Here is a 20,930-nt window from a genome sequence, read left to right on the forward strand (position 1 = left end):
CGGATGGTCGTTGGCCGCTATACTTGTTTCTATCCCATTAACTTCGAGAATGGGGGAAGTAGCTTTTTAGTTCCTCCCCCCAAAGGGAGGAGGTTTGGAGGAGGGGTAAATGTATCCCAGGTCATACACACTTAAAGGTATACTTTTACGCTGCGAACTAAACCTGCGCTGCTTCTACGGCCTCTTCTGTAAGCGGCTGCCTTTTGGTGGAGCGGGCATAGATTAAGAAGGCCTGCATTTCGCGCTTCACGATTGGGGACAGCAAGTACAGGCCGATCATGTTTGGGATGCTCATGGCAAACAGCATGGCATCTGAGAAAGCCACCACACTGCCTAGTTTTATAGGCGCGCCAAGCACCACAAAAGCACAGAACAATACCTTAAAGCTGATGTCGGCTGTTCGGTTGTTGCCAAAAAGGTAGGTCCACGATTTCAGGCCGTAGTAAGACCAGGTGATCATGGTGGAGAAGGCAAACAGGATAACCGCGGCCGCCAGCACCAGCGGGAACCAGTCGATTACGGTTGCGAAGGCGGCAGAGGTCAGCGCTATGCCATCGCCGGTGTCCATGTTATACGATCCTGTTACCACAATAACCAGGGCCGTCATGGTGCAAACGATCACGGTATCAATAAAAGGCTCCAGGGAAGCCACGAATCCTTCGGTAACCGGCACATTTGTTTTAACGGCGGAGTGCGCAATGGAGGCAGAGCCGATGCCGGCCTCGTTGGAGAACAGGCCCCTGCGAAGCCCCTGAATCATGACACCCACCAAGCCGCCTGTCAGGGCGCTACTGGAGAAAGCCCCATCGAATATAGCCACAAACGCAGCAGGTATCTGCGCGAAGTTAGCTACTAACACGATAAGGGCGGCCAGTATGTAAATGCCGCACATAAACGGAACCACCTTCTCGGTCACTTTGGCAATGCTCTTCATGCCGCCCAGTATCACCAGGCCAACCAGCACAGCCATCAGCAGGCCAAACAGCCAGGCGTTGCCACCTCCAAAGAAAGAGGCTTCGCCACCCGTTACGGCTACTATCTGCTGCGTCGCCTGGTTTATCTGGAACATGTTGCCTGCCCCGATAGCCCCTCCAATACACATGATGGCAAAGAAAGCAGCCAGGAATTTGCCGGTGCCCGCCATGCCTCTTTCGCGAAGGCCCTTGTTCAGGTAGTGCATGGGGCCTCCGGAAACTGTGCCGTCGGCGTGCACATCCCTGTACTTTACGCCTAGTGTGCACGACACGAACTTAGAAGACATGCCCAGCAGGCCGGCCAGGATCATCCAGAAGGTTGCTCCCGGCCCGCCCAGGGAAATGGCAATGGCCACCCCGGCAATATTGCCCAGGCCTACCGTGCCCGATACGGCCGCCGTTAAGGCCTGGAAGTGCGAAACCTCTCCGGGGGCATCTTCCTGGTTAAACTTACCCCGCACGATATCCAGTGCATACTTAAAGCCGCGGATGTTGATAAACTTCAGGTACACCGTGAAAAAGGCCGCACCTGCCAGTAGCCAGATCAGAATAAGCGGAATGCCCATGCTGTCTGAAATGGGGATTTCATAAAAGATAATGTCGGAGATAAAGTGCGCGGCAGGCCCGATAGCGGCGTCAATCTGCTCGTCAATGGATGCTTTCGGGGCTCTGGCAAAAAGGCTGCTAATCGAACACAGGCCAAAGAAGACAGTTAGTAGTGATTTTTTCATCAAATAGAGATAGGTTGAAATGTCAGTATCCTAAATTTACCTTTTTCTGTCGCCAAAGTAAAGTTTAGGGCTGGATTGTCCATATGCGTGCAGCAAAAAAGCCATATAATACAATAGTGATGGCCTGTGCAGTTACGCCTTACCCATAAAGCGGGAACTTGCGGTAAATGCGCAGGTCCTAAAGTAAAGGAGGCGTTTGTTGTTTCGGCGTAAACTAAAAAGCCTTAAATTTGAAATTATACACATGCATTTTATAAGCTCACTTTTTCAACCGAAATCTTACGCACGCATGAAACCACTTAAGTTAAGCGTTCTGCTGGCCCTGGCTGTGCTGTTGCAGCCTGAAACGGGTTTGGCGCAGAAACCAAAGGGAAAAGACCAGTTGGTCACCATCGAAACCCCGCAGGGCGAAATAAAGCTGGTGCTGTTTGAGGATACGCCCCAACACCGCGAAAACTTCCTGAAGCTCGCGAAGGAGGGTTATTACGACGGCACAACGTTTCACAGGATCGTGGACAGCTTTATGATACAGGGCGGTGACCCAAACTCCAGGGACGAGGATCCGCGCAACGACGGGAGCGGGAGCCCGGGTTATACAGTGCCTGCCGAGATCAACCCGAATCATAAGCATGTACGGGGTGCACTGGCCGCAGCCCGGCAAGGCGATATGGTAAATCCGCAGCGCGCATCCAGTGGCTCGCAGTTTTACATTGTAGAGAATCACGACGGCACCCCGATACTGGATGAGGCCTACACCGTGTTCGGCCAGGTAGTGGACGGGCTGGATGTGATTGATAAAATTGCGGAGCAGCCAAAAGACGGACGCGACAGGCCACTGTCAGACATCAGGATGAAGGTGAGCGTGGAAAAAGTAAAGCGAAAAAAGATCGCCAGAAAGTATAATTACAATTATAACACACAAACGCTGGAGAAATAACATCCATGAAGCGAATACTGATCACGGGTTCTAACGGACTATTGGGCCAAAAGCTGGCAGAACTGTTACTGCCCCGCACCAACCTTACGCTCCTGGCCACCAGCCGGGGCGAAAACAAACTGGCTGAGATTCTTCCCTCGCTGCCTTTTAAAAGTCTGGACGTAACCGACAGGACACAGGTAGACCAGGTAGTAGGAGAATTCAGGCCTACGCATATTATTCACACAGCCGCCATGACCAATGTGGATGAATGCGAAAGCAACCGGGAAGGCGCTATAAGGCTGAATCGCGATGCTGTGCAGTACCTGCTAGATGCCTGTGAGAAGTATAACGTGCACCTGATCCATGTATCCACAGATTTTATATTTGATGGGGAGGGTGGCCCATACGACGAGGAGGCTGAGCCGAATCCGGTTAATTTTTATGGCGAGACCAAGCTGATGGCCGAAGAACTGGTGCAGCAGGCGACGTGTAAGTGGGCCATACTCCGTACCGTGCTGGTGTACGGCGTTGCCCATAACTACGGGCGCACCAACATTGTGCTTTGGGTGCGCGACAGCCTGCAAGCCGGTAAAGTAATAAAAGTGGTGAACGACCAGTTCCGCACGCCTACCCTGGCCGAAGACCTGGCGATGGGGTGTTGGCTGGCCGTGGAGCACGATGCAACAGGGGTGTTCAACATATCAGGCAAGGAGCTGCTTACCCCTTACGATATGGCCATGCAGGTGGCGGAGTACTTTGCCCTGAATAACTCCCTGATAGATAAGGCGGATGCTTCCACCTTCTCGCAGCCCGCCAAACGACCACCCCGCACGGGATTTAAGATTAGCAAGGCGGCGCAACAGTTGGGCTACTGGCCGCATAGTTTTATGGAAGGCATACGCATGGTGGCCGAGCAAGCGTAACAAAACCAAGGCTGACAGGGCAATAATGCCACACCGGAAGGTAGAGGGGAATATTAAAAATATCTGTTTTTTAATGCCGCAGTAGTGTGTATTGTTTAAATTGTTTCTTTAAATTTCAGTTTATTTCGAGCTATACACTGCTAAACCTAAACTAAACTAATTACTTCTACCTTATTTTATGAGTGCTAACAAAGAATCGTGGGGCTCGCGTGTCGGTCTCATTCTGGCTATGGCCGGTAACGCTGTTGGTCTCGGAAACTTTCTAAGATTTCCGGTGCAGGCAGTGCAAAACGGTGGTGGCGCCTTTATCATCCCTTATCTGGTCTGCTTTTTGGTGATGGGTATTCCCTTGCTTTGGATCGAGTGGTCTATGGGCCGTTTCGGAGGCAAGTTTGGTCACCACTCCACGCCCTTTATTCTGGATACCATGCACCGGAACCGCCTGTGGAAATACATCGGCGTTTTCGGTATCTGGACTAACATTGCCGTAGCTTCTTATTACTGTTACCTGGAATCCTGGACGCTTTCTTACGTTTTCCACTCTGTGGTGGGTAGTTTCAGTGGCCTTGATCAGGAGGGGGTTTCAGCTTTTTTCGTGCAGTATGTTAGCCTTGGTACATCAACCTTTGGCATCCCCTACGAGCCTATTGTATTTTTTGTGATCTGCTTGCTGCTGAACACCTGGATTCTGTCTCAGGGTCTGGCTAAGGGTGTAGAGCGGGTGGCGAAGATCGGTATGCCTATGCTGATCCTTTTCGGTGCTTTCCTGGCTTACAAAGGTTTTACGATAAGTGCCGGCGAGAATGGCGCTATAAACGATAGCTCGGTGGGCCTCAACTTCCTCTGGACCCCGAATTATACCCAACTGTGGTCTCCTAACGTATGGTTGGCAGCGGCAGGACAGATCTTCTTCACCCTTTCTGTGGGTATGGGCACGGTGCATTGCTATGCTTCGTATGTGCGCTCGCAGGATGATATTGCCCTGAATGCCATGTCTGCCGGCTGGATGAACGAGTTTGTGGAAGTAGTGCTGGGTGGCGCTATCCTGATCCCGATCTCTATCGGCTACCTGGGCATCGACCGTGTAACCGAACTGGTGCAAAGCGGTGGCCTTGGCCTTGGTTTCCGTACACTGCCTTACCTCTTTTACCAGTGGGGCGATGTTTTGGGCGCCGTGGCAGGATTCATGTGGTTTGGTCTTCTGTTCTTTGCCGGTATCACCTCGTCGCTGGCCATGGGTACGCCCTGGATCGGCTTTTTGCAGGATGAGTTTAACTGGCGCCGTAAGTCGGCTGCCTGGTCGTTTGGTTTGATCGTGCTGCTGCTGGGTATGCCAACGGTGCTGTTCTTTAAGTATGGCGTGTTTGATGAGTATGACTATTGGGCAGGTACGGTATCGCTGGTCGTGTTCGCCTTGTTCGAATCCATCCTGTTCGCCTGGGTGTTCGGCATGGACAAAGGCTGGCGCGAAATCACATCCGGCGCAGACATTGCAGTACCGAAGATTTACCGTTTCATTATCAAGTATATCACGCCGCTGCTTTTGCTGTGGGTGTTTGTAGGCTCGCTGGTTACGCCAAAAGGCGGCGACTGGGGCAAGGCGTTTGCGGGTAACTGGGTGCTGGACAATAGCTCCATTATCAATAAGATCAAGAACATCGAGCTGAAGGAAAAACTGGCAGCCGCCACTGACCCTGCCGTGATTCAGCAGCTGCAGGATACCCTGTTCTTTGTGAACGCATCCCGTATTCTGTTAGTGACGGTATTCCTCAGCATTGCGCTTTTGGTTTACATTGCCTATAAAAAGAGAGTTAGAGAAGGAAAGATCTAGAAACCATGAATACATCAGCACTTATTATCATGCTCACCACCATGTCGTTGGTGACAGGATTAATGATATATTTCTTTATGAGGGTGATCAACACACCACCAAAACCAGAGCCGGACTCGTACCTGGATAATGACGATGAGCCTGAACGCCAGGTTCCGAACCCCTAAACGGAATAAATGAAAAAAATCAGGCACTGGATCCGGCGTTACTTTGGCTTTTCGCAGCGCGAGGTAAATGGGTTTCTATGGCTGATAGTACTAATGGTGCTGCTTACGGCAGCACCATTTCTTTTTAACCGGCTTTACCAACCAGCACCCGCAGGCAGCAGCCTGGCCGACAGGCAGACACTGGATAGCCTGGTGGCGCAGCTGGAGGCAGTGCAGCCAGTAGGGCCGGCGCGTAAAGCGCTTTACGCCCTGAATGAAAATATAAAGCCTTTTGATCCGAACCAATTATCGGTAGCGGACTGGCAGGCACTGGGCTTACCCAAGTTTATGGGCCAGCGCATCCTCAACTACCGCCAAAAGGTGGGCGACTTTACTTACAAGGCAGAACTCGGTAAAATCTACGGCCTGCCCGATTCTGTCTTTCGAAAGCTATACCCTTCTATACTGCTGCCGGAGCAACGGCCAGACAAGTATAAGCGCCGGCAGGGTTTTGCTGGCCCATCCAGCCCCAGGTCACCACCGGAGTGGGCATCAAGGCCCAAGGAGAAATTCATACTTACTCCCTTCAACGTTAACGCCGCCGATACCACCCAATTCAAACAGATCAGGGGAATTGGCAGTAAGCTATCAGCCCGCATCATTAAGTACCGCAACAGTTTGGGTGGCTTTAAAGATGTTGCGCAGCTAAAGGAAGTATTCGGGCTGCCACCCGAAATGATAGACAGCTTGCACAAGTATACCTTTGTGCCCAAAGCCCTTGCCCTGCAGCAACTCAATTTAAATACGGCCACTGCCGACGAGCTACGGCTGCACCCCTACATTTCATCTAATGTTGCCCGCGCCATCGTAGCCTACCGCGAACAGCACGGTACCTATGAAAGGGTAGAGGATGTGCGGCAGGTAAAGTTAGTTACAGCGGAGTTGTATGAAAAAATCAGACAGTACCTGTCCGTTTAGCTGAAAAAAATAAGTCCAAGTCAGTAGGTTCGGCGCGATGGCAATGCTATTTTATTAAGCCGGATACTTTAAAAGAGTACTCAAAGCTCTACGGGCCAGTTTTTACCCCTTTATTGAAAGGAAGCAGAAAAGAGAAGAAAATGAAGCTCGCTAAGGCGAACTCCTGTAATTCCCATTTTTCACCTTCTCGGATAAGGAGTACACTAAAGAAAGCCAGGAAATATAGTGTGCTTTGCATGGTTGTAGGTATGGGGAAATTCAGCTTATCTACAAGTTTTCTGAATCCCTGCTTAAAGCGGTATAGTAAGGGAAAGCATAGAAAGTATATAAAAACACAGGTATAAAGGACTTTACCAAAGATAAGTTTATTTAAGTTGACTCCATGAAGGTGAACGTTGTGCAGGTTAAACTCTTTCTGTGCATTTATTTCTTCCAAGTTATCCGGTGTTTCAAATCCAAAGATCCGTTGGCCCCACGATATCTCTTCACCAAAGCCTAGAAAGAAAATTACGGACGCTGCATAGAAAAAGACTGATTGCAGTTTTACCGCTATAGCAGAGGCTTTGTAAAAGCAGAACAATGCATTAGCTAGCAGGATAAAAGCCGTGAAGTACTCAATGTAACTATCTTCAGCTGTATAATAGTAATATAATTCTGTATTCAGGTATGAGAATACAATTCCGATAAAAATGTGCGCAAAGGAAAATGTGTAAAGGAAGGTGCTTAAAACTACAGTTCTGTCTACAGAAGCATGGCTTTCTTTTACTTTAGAAAGGGTAAGATAAACAGGGAAGGGTAAAAATCTTTTAATTATATCCATTGTTAAGAGCATATGTTTTAGCACAGCAAAAGGTTATTGTTGGATGTCTAGCACTGTGCGCTTGTATTATTTTTACGGTTTTCTTGCGAATGAAGGGTGATAATGATTAAATTTTAGTTTAAAGCCCTTTCATAAGCAAAGGGACTAAAGCCTCTCCTTCAGTATGGTATTTATAAAAGGAACCGGCCTTGAGCTGTAGCCAGAGTAATTACTTATAAATTGTACCTTTACCTTAGACTACCGCTGCGGGATAACCGTTTATGGGGCAGGCACTATGAAAAACATCCTTAAGAACTACCGTCGCAGGCTACTGAACCTGGGCTCTGGCAACAGAGCCTTGTTGTTGATGCGCCTGTCAGGGGAGTTGCACCTGGACGTGGAGTCGCTTGATTTTATAGGGGGCGAACCGGCCTTTGCTGTGATGGAAAAACTGTTGGCAGGCAAAAAGCGCATATCCCTGTGCCCCCTGGCAGATAGCCGCCATGCTCCGGTGGTGCCTGTCAGCAAACGACTGCGCTATATCAGGCGGAAAGCCGAAATGATTGATGAAGAGCGCGGCAGCCGCGAGCTGTACCTGGGGTGGCCCTTTGTGCATGGCCAGTTCACAGATGGCACCGCCGTCCGCAGCCCCCTGCTCTTGTTCCCGGCAACCTTGCGGGTAAATGCCAAACAGGAATGGGAACTGGCGCTGGATAGTACACAACCTCCGCAATTTAACCAGAGCTTTTTGCTGGCTTACGCGCATTACATGGGAGTGCCTGTGGCCGAAGAATTGGCGGAAATGGACCTCAGCACCCTTCCAAATCACCCTCTGGCCTTTAGAACAGCCATCTACGAGCTCTTAAAGGAACAGCAACTTGCCATACATGCCGGGCGTGAGTTTTTTGCTGATAAACTAAAGCCTTTCCGGGATTACAAGAAAGCGGAGTTTGAACAGCTACAGCAAGCAGGACAACTGCACCTGGAGCAGGAAGCCATATTGGGCATTTTTCCGCAGGCAGCCTCTTTTCTGCTGGCAGATTATGATGCGCTGCTGGCGCGGGAAGACCTGCAGGAAATGGAAGACCTTTTTAGCCTAGCTGCTACTGTTGGCCAAAGCGGCACGCAAGCGCAGCATACCTTTACCGCCTTCGCTATGGATGCATCGCAGGAAGCGGCCCTGCAGGCAGTAAAGCAAGGGAAATCGTTGGTGGTGCAAGGGCCCCCGGGTACTGGTAAGTCGCAGCTGATCTGTAACCTGGTGTCGGATTTTACGGCCAGAGGCAAAAAAGTACTGGTCGTGAGCCAAAAGCGAGCCGCCCTGGACGTGGTGCACAAACGCCTAACAGCACAGGGCCTGGGAGTCTTCGCCGCCTTAGTGCATGATATCAATACCGATCGGAAGCAGGTTTTTACGCAACTGCAGCTGCAGATTGCCGAGCTGGACGCCTATAAAAAGCAGAACCTGGCGCTCAATAATATTTACGCCGACCGGACCTTTCTGGAGGTAAGCCGTGGCATTAACCGCAGTACTGAAAAACTGGAAGCCTTCAGGCAAGCCCTCTTTAGCACGGAAACCTGTGGCTGGTCGGCTAAAGAACTCTACCTTAAAAGCAGCCTGCAACAGCCGCACATCACCTTGCCAGCAGGATTTCAGAAACTCACCGCCGACACCCTGCCCGATTTCCTGCCCCGCATGCGGCAGTATTTGCACCACGCCCTCGCCTTCGAGCATGAAGATTTTGCGTGGCGCGAACGCAGGAGCATGAAGGGGTACAGCTGGCCGCAACGCCAGGAGCTGGAAAAACTCGTGCAGGAACTACCAGGCCAGTACGCGGCAATACGCCAGCGCATTACTGAACTGAGTGGTTTTGCCTTTTCTTTCGATAACTTGCCAAAATACACCACAGCTTCCGCTAGCCTAGTCGCCACACAAGTGCTGTTGCAAGCGGATGTTGTACAGGAAGTGGTGCAGCATTTGTTGCAAAACCAAGGCCCTGCTAAAGAGCTGGAGCAACAGGTACGAGCGCTTAAACAGTTATACTTGGTTTGCCCTGCCCCGGATGCGGCAATACCCGATGCGGAGTTGGGAGCAGTAAAAGCCGCTGTTACCACCTATCACACACAGCGGAACCAGTTCTTCGAAAGCATAAGTTGGATGTTCTCACAGGACAGGAAAACATTGCAACGCGCGCTGGCCAAATACAATCTGCAGCTTAACGAGGCGGGGGTAGAAAAGCTGCAGCAACGACTGCAGCTAAGAGAGCAGGCCCGGGTGTTGATGCTTGCCATTAACACCCACACCGGCGCCGGACTAACGTTGGAGGAGTACCCGACCCCCATACTTCGCAAACTGGAGGCAATAGAAAAGGCAGTGCAGACCGTGAAGTACCTTCGAAAACTGCATCGTGATAAAGTGCTGCACCAGAAGCTTTTCAGCATTCAGGCGCTGCCCCAACACCTGCAGCAGCTGGCTGAAAGTATAGCCCAGCTCGGTGCTAAGTATGCTTACTGGGATAAATGGCTGACTGAAAAACAAGTTAAAAGGCTGCTGTTTGAAGAGCAGTTTCAGAAGCGATTACTAGCGGAGTTGCCGCTTCAGTTCGAAAAACTGGTTGCGTTTGATTCTCTGAAGGCTTCATTGAACCCCGTGGAAGTAGCGCTGACAGAGCTCCTGCTAGAGAAAGGGATTGAGACTGCTGAAGAGGGTGAGCTGCTTTTTTTAAACAGCCTGTACCTGGCCTGGCTGCACGCCCTGGAAACACGCTACCCGGAATTGCGGATGCCCAGCAACGGAGAAATGGCGCACGTGGAACAGGAACTGCAAAGGTTGTTGCTGGAAAAGCAGGCACTCAGCCAGGAAATCGTGCTGTCGCGCTTGCGGGAGCAGACCTACAGGAACGTTGCGCAAAACCGCCTGGGCAACGTGGTTACCTATCGGCGTTTGTACGCGCAGGTGAGCAAGAAGCGTAGCTTGTATCCAATTCGGAAGCTTTTCAGTCTGTTTGCCGAAGAGATACTGGACCTGGTGCCCTGTTGGCTGGCATCACCCGAAACCGTGTCGGCGGTGTTGCCCCTGGAAGCCTGTTTCGATTTGGTGATCTTTGACGAGGCCTCTCAGTGTTTTGCCGAAACAGGCATACCGGCCATGCTGCGTGGCAGACAGGTAGTGGTGGCCGGCGATCAGCAACAGCTAAAGCCATCGGATCTGTACCGTGCCCGCTGGAGCGGGGAAGCGGAAACAGACGCTGATGCAGAAGAGTTAGGAGCGGAATCGTTGTTGCAGCTTTGCAGCCTGTACTTGCCCCAAACCATGCTCACGCAGCACTACCGCAGTCGCTACCCGGAGCTGATCGACTTCTCGAACCGCCATTTTTACCGGGATAAGCTGGAACTGATACCGGAACTGAAGGATGCGAACGACAGACTGCCGGCCATCCAGTTTGTGAAAGTGCACGGACTCTGGCAAAACAACACCAACCTTCCGGAGGCCGAGAAAGTAGTGGACATCGTGCTGGAACAACTGCAGGCAGGGCAAGCGGAAATCGGGGTCATCACCTTTAACTACAGTCAGCAAATGCTGGTGCAGGATATGCTGGAGGAAAAGGCTCTGGAGCAGCAGCTTACGGTACCTGCCTCGGTGCTGGTAAAAAACATCGAAAATATCCAGGGCGACGAGAAAGAGGTGATCATTCTTTCGGTGGGGTATGCCCCCGATGCCCAGGGGAGACTGGCCATGCAGTTCGGCACCCTTAACCAGGCAGGGGGCGAGAACCGCCTAAACGTGGCCATAACGCGGGCCAAACTGCAGGTGCTGGTGGTGAGCAGCATTCGGGCAGAGCAGTTGCAGGTAGAGCAAACGCAGCATGCCGGCCCCAAGCTGCTGAAAGCATACCTGCACTACGCACAACAGGTAAGCCGCCGGTATTTCCAATATCAGCCTAAAAAAGAACTCATGCCCCACCTGGTGCCCCTATTAAAGGAAAGGCTGGCGATAATGACACCAGAACTGAAACAGGAGGTGCCCTTTGCCGACCTGACTGTGACGCGAGACGGGAAGTATGAGGGGGTGGTGCTGACGGATGATGACCTCTACTATAACCAAGCCTCTGTGCGGCATGCACATGCAGACCTGCCGCAGCTACTACAGCTGCGGCACTGGCCTTACCAGCGGGTATACAGCAGGCAGTTTTGGGAGAATCCGAAGGCCATGTTTGCAGGGCAATCCACGTAAACTGTGCGCCGCTCTTTCTGTATTAAAACCAAGCAGCTATGCTCATTAAACTATTCACGATCTACGTTTACCTGCAAAGCACTTTTTGTGGCTGCGGCCCAGATAGGCGCAACAGCGGTTTCGAGAAGCCGGATTTTGCCTATAAACTGGAGCGTGCCGGCAGGCTGGACCAGCATGTGGTGGAAAGCTCCGGCCTTGCCCATGCCTCTGACAGCACGTTCTGGACGCACGGAGACGGCGACAACCCGGCGCAGCTTTATGAAGTGGATGGGCAGGGCAACCTGTTGCAGACACTGCCTTTAGATTTGCAGAACACAGACTGGGAGGAGCTGGCCGAAGACCCCGAGCACCTGTACATCGGCGACTTCGGCAACAATGCCAACAACCGACGCGACCTGCGCATTTACATCCTCCGGAAACAGGATTACAGCCTGGCAGGTACAACTACGTTTGAATTTGAAGACCAGAAAAATTTCCCGGCCCAGGCAGCGCAGCTGGATTTCGATTTGGAGGCGTTTTTCTATCACCAGGACTCGCTTTACCTGTTCACCAAAAGCCGGGGCAAGCACAAAAAACTGAAGCTGTATACCTTGCCTGCCGCACCCGGCCAGTACAAGGCCAGGTTACGCGAACAGCTGCCCCTCCACGCCATGACCACGGCAGCCGACATATCTCCCTCTGGCGATCAGTTTGCCATACTTGGCTATGGCAGGCTCTACTTGTTTGAGGTGCGCAACCAGCGCATCGACTTTAGCGGCAGGCACTACTGCATTCCCCTAAGCCGCACGGGGCAGGCAGAGGCCATACTTTACACGGCTCCTGGTCAACTCCTGATCACAAACGAAAACGGGAAACTATTCAGGTTAAGCTGGCAGGATAAATAACCGCTTTGTGCTTACTGGCAGCTTTCCTGCTGGCAGTAGATAACAATTATCTGGTTCTCCGTGTGTTTAAAGCCTGGTTTAGGCAATTGCTTTCATGACTAAGCTACCATCCTGGTTAAAAATTGCGTAGTAGGGAAAGAGCACTCAAAAATTGAAACGATGCATACAACAATATTAGTAACGGGCGCAACAGGAAATGTTGGGCGAGAGGTAGTAAAACAACTTTCGATGGTAGAAGGCGATATACGGGTACGCGCCGGGGTTCACTCGTTAATAAAAGGGGAAAACCTGAAGCGGTTGCCCGGTGTCGAAATCGTTGAAATGGATTTTGAAGACCAGGAAACGCTGCATGCCGCTTTCACGCACGTAGACAAAGTAGTCCTGATCACCCCTTTCACAACCGACCAGGTGCAAATGGCCAAAACGCTGGTGGATGAAGCAAAGAAGGCCGGCGTAAAGCACATTGTAAAGCTATCGGCCTTGGGTGCTGAGGCGGACCCGGGCATACAGCTGGGCCGTTGGCATCATGAAATTGAGCAGTACATTGAGCGGAGCGGTATACCGTATACTTTTCTGCGCCCAACTTCTTTTATGCAGAATTTCGAGAATTTCAGCGCAGAGAGCATTCAAAGTGAAGGCAAGTTTTACCAGCCTACCGGCGACGGCAAGGTCGGCTACATCGATACCCGCGATATTGCTGCGGTTGCCGTGGAAGTGTTGACCAGTGAAGGGCATGCGAATAAAACTTACGACCTGACCGGGCCGGAAGCGCTGTCTAACGAGGAGGTGGCCCAAATTATGACGGAAATAGTGGGCAAGAAAATCACGTTTGTAGATGTGCCCGGGGACTCGTTTAGAGAGGCGATGAAAAAGCAAGGCGCGCCAGACCAGATCATAGCTGCGCTGCTGGAATTATACGACCTCTATAAGGCAGGTTCCGCCAATGAGGTGAACGATGAGGTGCAGGCTATTACCGGCCGCAAGCCGCATAGTTTCAGGCAATTTATGGAAGACTATAAAGAGTGTTTCAAGTAAACACTCATCTGTGTTATCCCCCTTCAACCATAGTAGAGACACAATAAGAAAGGGCCACTCCAAAACGGGGTGGCCCTTTCTTATTGCTGAGAATCCTTATTGATCTCTGTCCATGTTGCGGTATCTGTCGCTTCGGCGGCTCTCATGGTAGCCCCTATCCTGATCGGAATCCTGGCCCCCATAACCTCTGAAGTTTTCGCGGGAACTGGATCCGCGGTTATCGCTGTAATAAGAGGTGCCTCCACCCATAGAACCATATCGGCCTTGGTCTTCGCCTCTGCTTTGATAACCACCGCGTCTTTGGTCATCCCCACGGCTGCTGCTACCTTGGTCGTAGCCGCCAGATCGATGGCCACCTTGCTGCTGATAGCTGCCAGATCCGTAGCCATAGCCGCCACTCATGCCACGACTGGAGTTGCTGTCGCCGTAACCACCACGATCTCTGTTCCTGTCCTGGTCATGGCTTCTGTCGCCGTAACTGGATCTGGAACCATACCCGCTTTGGCCCTGGTCGCCGCCTTGTGAACCAGATCTGGAAGAACGGTATTCATCGTTATAAGAGCCGCCTCTGGAGCCATAACCACCCTGGCTGCCATAGCCGCCGCGCATCGAACTCTGAGAGTCCCAGCCACGCTGCGATCCACGGTCATCCTGGTCATACTCACGCATGCCCCTGGACGAGCCATAGCCCATAGAACCATAACGGTCTCTGTCGCCGTAGCCGCCTTGTGAGCTGGAGCTGTAACCGCCGCCCTGCTGGCCGCTTCTGCGGCCTTGGTTCGAAGAACCGTAGTTGCCTTGCTCGTAACCGCCCTGGTAGCCGCCACCGCCGCGCTGGCCATAGTCTCCCTGGCCATAGTTTTGCTGATAGCCACCTCTGGAGCTCTGGCTACCCTGTCCGCCATAACCGCCCTGATTAGAGGAACCGTAGCTTGACTGCGAACCATAATTGCTTTCCTGCGAGCCATAGCCACCCTGACCGCCTTGCTGGTTGTAGCGGCCCATGCCACCCTGATCGTTCATTACGCCATAACCGCCCTGCATATCGCCTTCACGGTCCTGGTATCCGCCCTGCATGCCGCCTCTGCTGCCGTACATTTCGTTAGAGCTATCCTGAGAACGCATGCGGTTTCCTTCCATACCACCCTGGTTGCCATAGTTATAACCTCCTTGCGAACCATAGTTACTCTGGTTTCTGTTGCGGTCGCCACCTTGAGACGATGATCCGTAATCACCCTGGTAACCATAGCCGCTTTGGCCCTCATAATTACTGTTCTGCGAGCCATAGCCATAACCGCCCTGGCTTCCGTAACCGCTCTGGCTGCTCTGGCCTCCTTTGCTTCCCCGGCTGCCATATCCCTGGTCAGTGCCCTGGAAATCCTGCTGGGAGCCGCTGCTCATAGAGCCGTAGCTGCCATACTCTGAGTGTTGGTCGCTGTCCTGGTCGCCGCTTTTCTTGCTGCCAGATGAAGAAGAGTCAGACGCTTTCCCTGATTTGGAGTCTGTGCTCTTGCTTTCCTTTTTAGAAGAAGTTGACTTCGCTTTGGTAGTGGATGACTTCGATCCGGAAGCGGAAGGGGAGGTTTTGCTGCTTCCGGATTTGGAGGAAGACGATCCGCCAGAGTTACCTGAGGCACTCTGAGAACTGCTATTGCCACCGGTTAACCCGGATGAACTGCCTGAAGAGGAAGAAGAAGGAGAACTGGAACTGCTCCCCGACATATTTGATGATTGGTCTGAACTCTGATTTTTTTCGTTGTCTTTCATAGTTTTGATCTCCTTTGTTTATAGTTTGAAATTAAGTTTGCTGTAATCTTGCGCGCCTCCCTACAAGGGAGAGGCAGGCGTGGTTTTTATTTAGTTGTTGTTGTTGCAAAAATGTTCGTAACAACGTCCTTTTTACGTGTTACTGAACGTTTTAGCTATACGAACCTCAGGTAACATGGTTATTCCGGGAAGGCTGTGCAACGACATGCTGTAACATCGCTTCGGAAAGGGCAAAAACAAAAGCACATGGGGGAGGAAGAGCGCAGGGATAAAGACATTTTTATTCCAAATAAAGCTTATAAGTAGTTGGTAGTGTGGGTTTTAAAATTTTTATGGATTGCTGGTATTACTGAAATGAATCAGTATCTTTGCTCAATTATTTTAAATTATTTATCGTAATGAAGACAGGTAAAGTAAAGTTCTACAACGAATCAAAAGGATTTGGTTTTATTGTAGCAGATGACACAAATCAGGACATCTTTGTTCATCAGTCAGGTTTGATCCACGAGATACGTGAGAACGACCAGGTTTCTTTTGAAGTAAAAGATGGCAAAAAAGGATTGAATGCTGTAAACGTAGAGAAGATCTAGTTTTAAAAGTTATATACTGCCGCGAGGCATCATTCATCTGTTTTAACCCGCTCGGATACGAGCGGGTTTTTTTATTAAGAGGTATTTATTCGCTCTTCTCCCGACTGCGCTCTTCCCCTTTTTCAATGCCTTCCTGTATCATCTCGTCGGCTTCTTCCTGCTCCTCCTGACTAGCCACCGGATGCCTTTGTTGCGGCTCTCCTTCTGGCTCATAGTTCAGACTGATGGCGATTGGGAAATGATCCGATCCAAACTTACTTAACCTTCTGAGCGACAAAAGCCTGAAATCCTGATCGTAGAACACATGATCTAAAGGGTACCGAAAGAATGGGACCAAGGCGTTGTAGGTATTGTAAAACCCGCGGCCTACGCGCGGGTCTATCATCTCACTTATTTGTTTAAAGAGCTTTGTTGTTTTTGACCAGGCAACATCATTCAGGTCGCCGGCGACCACGCTCGGGTAAGGCGATCTCTTGGCTTCTTTGGCAACCAGCAGCAGTTCTGCTTCCCGTGGTTCGGTGTTCTGCATCAGGCGTGGGGGCTGCGGGTGCACTGTAAATAGGTCAAATTTTTTACCACTTGGTAATTCTACCACAGTGTAGAAAGAAGGGATTTCATCCTCTACCAGAAACCTGATCTCGCTCTCTTGCAGCGGAAACTTACTCCATAGCAACATGCCGTAAGTATTCTCGAGGGGTTTTTTAATACCATAAGGGAACCGTTTCTCAAATTCGGGTCGTACGCTTTCATACCAGGCCATATTTGGCTCGTTCATGATAAGCATATCCGGATTCTCCTTTAAAACAAGCTCTTTAAACTTTTGATGCTTCTTGTTGATCATGCGAACATTGGCGATCATAAGGGTAAAAGCATTGGCAGGATGCTGTTGCTGCGTGCGTTTCGCCTCAACTTTTACCAGTGGGGTAAAAGTAAAAATATAGCGCACCTCGTTCAGGATAGCTGCTAGCCAGATGACCAGCATCATGCCTTCAGCTGTTCCATTTATCCCATAAAACCCGACAAAGGCTATCAGAACGGCAGACAGAAACAGGGCGACATGGAAGCGTGGGAAATCCAATATCCGTATCCACCACAAAGGGGTGCGAATGATGGGCAGGAAAGAAAAGAGAGTGAATAAAAATCCAAAAACAATAAGAGTGGTTTTCATGCAACAGGATGCTTCTTTAATGTTAAGCGTGTTTGTTCATACTAAAACAAGGGAGGTTTTGTTTTGCTATAGTTGTTCTACGATAGTCGGCTAAAATTGACAATACGGGTAGCCATATTAACAAAGAGCCCTGGTATCTTTTAGATCCAGGGCTCCTGAAATATTACCTGCGATTTTATGGTTTGCCGGATGTATCTTTAGCAACCCGCATCCCAACAGCCAGCACATGCGGTAGGGGGTCTCGGCGCATATATTGTGTCAGCTTTAAAGTATACTTGCCAGCTTTGCTAAGCTTTACATCATTCAGAGCCAAGGCTTGTATATCATAAATATCACTCGATCCTTTGCCCAGTGGTTTGCCTGTTTTAGCGTCCATCAGCAAAATTTCATGTAGTTTAGTTGAGATCTGCGCCCCATCCGGGCCCACTAACTGATGGCGGAGGTAGAGGTTGTAATAGTCGTACTGCAGGTTGTAGCGCACGTTAAAGTACACGTCATATAGCTGCGTGGTGTCCTGTATCTCAAACACAAACTCCGGTGCGTTGTCTATCTGCCAGTTATTTTCGGGCAGGGTAACGTTTTGCTCATACACCCTCTCCGGGTCGCAGCCAGATAAGAATACTGCCAAGGCTACCGCCAAGATACCTGTGATTTTATGCATCGGCTTGCGGTGGTTTATTCCCCTGATCCGGTTTGTTGCCTCTGAACGGTTTCCTGGAGCGCTTTTTCTGTCGTTGCTCTGGGTTCCTGCCCTGCGGGGCGTCTCCTCCCGGCTTCACCTCCGGTTTTGCAGCCCTTGGTGGTCTGCTGCCCCGCTCTTCCCGAGGGCCACGGGCTTCCCTTGGCGTCCTGTTTTCCTGGTTCTCCCGTGGAGCTTTTCCTTCGCGGGGAGGTCTGTTCTCACGCGGGGGGCGCGCCTCTCTTGGGGAGGTATTTTCACGGGCCTGTTTCGGCTCTCTTGTCTCCGAAGCAGGTATGTTCTCGCCGCCTTCCCGGCTTCTGTTTCTGTTGCCCGAAGGCCGTTGGCGGCGTGGCCGTGCACCTTGTTCGGTTTTGTCTTCCTGGTCCTGGGTTCTGGCCGGACGCGTACGCTGCTGCCTGGCCGTATCAGGTCTTGCCGTTTCTGGCTGAGAACCGTCGGCAGGTCGTTTTTTCTTCTTCTTTTTCTTCTTGCTTTTATACTTATCGTCCAGGCGTTCGAGGTTGCCCTCTACCTGTGCCACAAACTCATTTTGCTTCGGCTCCTCAACGGGCACCAGTAGCAGGGTATCCACAGCAACGCCTTTGGCATTCTGTTCCAGGATGTCCTGCACGCGCTCTACCGGCACGGCGTACCAGTTGTTGTCGCCCCGGTATCCAAACCACATCATCCGTTTAAAGATGTCCGTCTTTTGCAGGAAGGCATCGCCCTGGCGGGTTTGCAGCGGGCGGTTTACGGTCGGGATGTCTTTTAAGGCATCCATGTACGTTTCCAGCTCATAATTCAGGCAGCATTTCAGGCGCCCGCACTGCCCCGAAAGCTTACTGGGGTTCAGCGACAGGTTCTGGTAACGGGCAGCAGTAGTGGAGACACTCTTGAAATCAGTGAGCCAGGTGGAACAGCAAAGCTCACGGCCGCAGGAACCGATGCCACCCAGGCGACCGGCCTCATGGCGCAGGCTGATCTGGCGCATTTCGATGCGCACTTTAAACTCCTCGGCCAGCTTTCGGATCAGATCACGAAAATCGACACGATCATCGGCAGAGTAGTAGAATGTAGCCTTTGTCTTGTCGGCCTGGTACTCCACATCCGAAAGCTTCATTCGAAGCCCCAACTGCTGGATCACCTCACGGGAGCGGTACATGGTGGTGCCTTCCAGGTCGCGTACTTCCTGAAACTTCTCCATGTCCTTCTCGTTCGCGATCCGGTAAATGGTTCGGATCTCTTCGTTGTTGTCCACCTTCTTCTTCATCATCTGCAGGCGAACGAGTTCCCCTTTCAACGAGACAAAGCCAATGTGGTGCCCATTGGGCACGTCAACCACCACCGGGTCGCCGGTGGTCAGGTCGATCCGGTTAATATTGCGGTAGAAGTCTTTACGGCCTCCTTTAAATCTTACTTCAACGATATCGAACTCCTCAAACGACACGGGTAAATCCATGTCGCTGAGCCAGTCGAACACGTTTAAACGGTTGCAGCCTCCCGTGCTACAGCCGCCGTTGCTTTTGCAGCCACCAACACTGGTTCCGCATCCGCCACTAGAACATGAACTACATCCCACTTTTATATCTCCTTATATAGCCAGGGCTATTCTTGTTTTCAACTTGAGTTAAGTAACAAATATACTAATTTTTTAGGGTTTTGCTTTGGCAACCCCTAAAAGTGCCACGCCGGCAAGGCCGGATGTTCGTTTACGCTGCAAAGGCACCCATGTCCGGAGCCTCTCGCAGGTTTGCATAATTTCCAAGTTACGAAAATTAGATTTGTTTGGAGACAGGGTGAAAATTAAAGTATACTTTTGGCTATGTTTCGGAAGTTACTGTCTCATGCGGCAATCTATGGACTGGCGGCACAGGTGCCCCGGCTAGCGGGTATCCTGTCGTTGCCCATCATCACGCAGTACCTCACCACCGAGGATTATGGTGTGGCCGGCATTGTAACAGCTTATGTAGTGGCTTTAAACACGTTGCAGTCACTGGGTTTGTCGGTGGTAATGGTCAACAGCTTTGCCCGGCACCCCACGCGCTTCAGGTGGGTGTGGCGGCAACTGCATGGGTTTTTATCGCTGTGGTCGTTGCTGTTCGGCATGGTGCTGGCGGCCGTGCTGTGGTGGGGCACTCCCGCCGAGGCTGCTGACAGCCGCTGGGAGATCGTGCTGCTGCAGGTGCTTCCGGTAATGTTTCTGGGGATAACAGAGTTCCAGGCCATGTTCTTTTACCAGCTTTCGCAGCGCCCGTTACCCGTGGCGCTGCGTTCTTTTGTGGTAGGGGGAACCACGGTGGCCCTTAATATTTACACCATCGCTTACCTGAAAATGGGGTACATGGGCTGGTTCTACGCCAACTTTTTTGGCAGCATCATCGGGTTCCTGCTATACGCCTACCCGCTCTATTTCCGGGAGCAGATGTGGCCGATCTTTCAATTCAAATGGCAGCGCGTCAGGCAGTCGCTGCGGGTTTCGTTGCCGGTTATTCCGCACCATTTTTCTTTTTTCCTGCTGGATACCTCGGATAAGCTGGTGATGGATGTGTTAAAGGTGCCTGTGCCCCGCATCGGTTTGTACAACATCGCCTCCAGTTTTGGGCTATACTTTATGGCTGCCTCTAATGCTGTGGTACAGGCGGCTTCTCCGTTTTACATGCAATATTTGGGGCAGGAGGGAAGGGGCAGCAGGCAAGCGGCCAGGCAGGCCCGCGACCTGACTTTCTCGCTGCAGGCGCTTTTCCTGGGGGTCACCTTCTTGCTGTGCCTGTGGCTAAAGGAGATATTTATACTTCTGATCCGAAACGACGAGCTGCGCATGGCCTACCCGCTGGCCATTGTTATTTTGATGGGCTATAATTACAAGCCGATGTATTTGGGGGCGGTAAACCAGCTGGTGTACCGGGAGCATACCCGGGTGCTCTGGAAAGTTTCAACAGTGGCCGGGGCAGGAAACGTGTTGCTAAATTTAATATTGGTGCCGCTATTCGGGATCCAGGCAGCGGCATTCACCACATTTGCCGCACTCATGTACATGGGCTACTCGGGCTATGCGCTTAAAGAATACAGACAGGTAACACAAGCAAACTACTACCCGTGGGTATGGTTGCCATTCACGGTTCTCACGCTGCTGGTAGTGTATTGGTTAGCAGATGCGAATCTTATTCTGAAAGCTGTGCTGAGTATGGTAATTGGTGCGGCTATGGTAATGGGTTATGTGCGCACAGGTAAATAATCATACTTTTAAGAAGAGCGGCTGGCACGCCCCC

At 51.2% G+C, this 20,930-nt stretch carries 16 protein-coding genes; 10 read left to right on the forward strand and 6 right to left on the reverse strand.

Annotated features, from left to right (window positions below; translation table 11 throughout):
- Positions 1 to 157: 157 nt before the first annotated feature.
- Positions 158 to 1,705: an alanine/glycine:cation symporter family protein gene (locus AC4BAN_RS07680; RefSeq protein ID WP_490563809.1), complete on the reverse strand. Its 1,548-nt coding sequence runs from the start codon at positions 1,703 to 1,705 to the stop codon at positions 158 to 160.
- A 289-nt stretch (positions 1,706 to 1,994) separates the two neighbouring features.
- Here AC4BAN_RS07680 and AC4BAN_RS07685 point away from each other — a divergent pair, with 289 nt between their 5' ends.
- From AC4BAN_RS07685 to AC4BAN_RS07705, 5 genes are all read left to right on the forward strand, one after another.
- A complete protein-coding gene (locus AC4BAN_RS07685) occupies positions 1,995 to 2,642 on the forward strand; it encodes a peptidylprolyl isomerase (protein ID WP_490563810.1) in 648 nt (215 codons plus the stop codon).
- 5 nt (positions 2,643 to 2,647) lie between these two features.
- Positions 2,648 to 3,547, forward strand: coding sequence for an SDR family oxidoreductase (locus tag AC4BAN_RS07690; RefSeq protein ID WP_490563811.1), 900 nt, complete (start codon positions 2,648 to 2,650; stop codon positions 3,545 to 3,547).
- A gap of 178 nt (positions 3,548 to 3,725) precedes the next feature.
- On the forward strand, positions 3,726 to 5,378 hold the full coding sequence (locus AC4BAN_RS07695; protein ID WP_490563812.1) for a sodium-dependent transporter: 1,653 nt from the start codon (positions 3,726 to 3,728) through the stop codon (positions 5,376 to 5,378).
- A gap of 5 nt (positions 5,379 to 5,383) precedes the next feature.
- Entirely contained in the window at positions 5,384 to 5,545 is a 162-nt protein-coding gene (locus tag AC4BAN_RS07700; RefSeq protein ID WP_490563813.1) for a hypothetical protein, read from the forward strand.
- A 9-nt stretch (positions 5,546 to 5,554) separates the two neighbouring features.
- Positions 5,555 to 6,502 (forward strand): ComEA family DNA-binding protein, encoded by a 948-nt coding sequence (locus AC4BAN_RS07705; protein ID WP_490563814.1) that lies wholly within the window; start codon positions 5,555 to 5,557, stop codon positions 6,500 to 6,502.
- An 88-nt stretch (positions 6,503 to 6,590) separates the two neighbouring features.
- Here the strand turns inward: AC4BAN_RS07705 and AC4BAN_RS07710 are convergent, their stop codons facing one another.
- A complete protein-coding gene (locus AC4BAN_RS07710; RefSeq protein ID WP_490563815.1) occupies positions 6,591 to 7,322 on the reverse strand; it encodes a hypothetical protein in 732 nt (243 codons plus the stop codon).
- A 274-nt stretch (positions 7,323 to 7,596) separates the two neighbouring features.
- On the opposite strand from AC4BAN_RS07710, the gene AC4BAN_RS07715 reads away from it, so the two are divergent.
- The 3 genes from AC4BAN_RS07715 to AC4BAN_RS07725 all read left to right on the forward strand — a co-directional run bounded on the left by AC4BAN_RS07715 (position 7,597) and on the right by AC4BAN_RS07725 (position 13,454).
- Entirely contained in the window at positions 7,597 to 11,535 is a 3,939-nt protein-coding gene (locus AC4BAN_RS07715) for an AAA domain-containing protein (protein ID WP_490563816.1), read from the forward strand.
- A gap of 38 nt (positions 11,536 to 11,573) precedes the next feature.
- Complete coding sequence (locus AC4BAN_RS07720) at positions 11,574 to 12,419, forward strand: hypothetical protein (RefSeq protein ID WP_490563817.1); 846 nt, start codon at positions 11,574 to 11,576, stop codon at positions 12,417 to 12,419.
- A gap of 159 nt (positions 12,420 to 12,578) precedes the next feature.
- Positions 12,579 to 13,454 carry an SDR family oxidoreductase gene (locus AC4BAN_RS07725; protein ID WP_490563818.1) on the forward strand — a complete coding sequence of 292 codons (876 nt, stop codon included), beginning with the start codon at positions 12,579 to 12,581 and terminating at the stop codon, positions 13,452 to 13,454.
- 96 nt (positions 13,455 to 13,550) lie between these two features.
- Here the strand turns inward: AC4BAN_RS07725 and AC4BAN_RS07730 are convergent, their stop codons facing one another.
- Positions 13,551 to 15,221, reverse strand: a complete 1,671-nt coding sequence (locus AC4BAN_RS07730) for a hypothetical protein (RefSeq protein WP_490563819.1) — start codon at positions 15,219 to 15,221, stop codon at positions 13,551 to 13,553.
- Positions 15,222 to 15,619: 398 nt separating this feature from the next.
- Here AC4BAN_RS07730 and AC4BAN_RS07735 point away from each other — a divergent pair, with 398 nt between their 5' ends.
- Positions 15,620 to 15,811 (forward strand): cold-shock protein, encoded by a 192-nt coding sequence (locus AC4BAN_RS07735; protein WP_490563820.1) that lies wholly within the window; start codon positions 15,620 to 15,622, stop codon positions 15,809 to 15,811.
- 85 nt (positions 15,812 to 15,896) lie between these two features.
- On the opposite strand, the gene AC4BAN_RS07740 is transcribed toward AC4BAN_RS07735, so the two are convergent.
- The 3 genes from AC4BAN_RS07740 to AC4BAN_RS07750 form a co-directional block, all read right to left on the reverse strand.
- The gene (locus AC4BAN_RS07740; protein ID WP_490563821.1) at positions 15,897 to 16,979 is read right to left on the reverse strand and encodes an endonuclease/exonuclease/phosphatase family protein; all 1,083 of its coding nucleotides are present in this window, start codon (positions 16,977 to 16,979) and stop codon (positions 15,897 to 15,899) included.
- A gap of 175 nt (positions 16,980 to 17,154) precedes the next feature.
- Positions 17,155 to 17,640 carry a gliding motility lipoprotein GldH gene (locus tag AC4BAN_RS07745; protein WP_490563822.1) on the reverse strand — a complete coding sequence of 162 codons (486 nt, stop codon included), beginning with the start codon at positions 17,638 to 17,640 and terminating at the stop codon, positions 17,155 to 17,157.
- On the reverse strand, positions 17,633 to 19,141 hold the full coding sequence (locus tag AC4BAN_RS07750; RefSeq protein ID WP_490563823.1) for a PSP1 domain-containing protein: 1,509 nt from the start codon (positions 19,139 to 19,141) through the stop codon (positions 17,633 to 17,635). Before AC4BAN_RS07750 ends, AC4BAN_RS07745 begins: the two co-directional genes overlap by 8 nt.
- 342 nt (positions 19,142 to 19,483) lie before the next feature.
- Here AC4BAN_RS07750 and AC4BAN_RS07755 point away from each other — a divergent pair, with 342 nt between their 5' ends.
- Positions 19,484 to 20,896, forward strand: coding sequence for a lipopolysaccharide biosynthesis protein (locus tag AC4BAN_RS07755; RefSeq protein WP_490563824.1), 1,413 nt, complete (start codon positions 19,484 to 19,486; stop codon positions 20,894 to 20,896).
- Positions 20,897 to 20,930: the final 34 nt, after the last annotated feature.

This window comes from Pontibacter sp. GD13 (genome assembly GCF_058216355.1).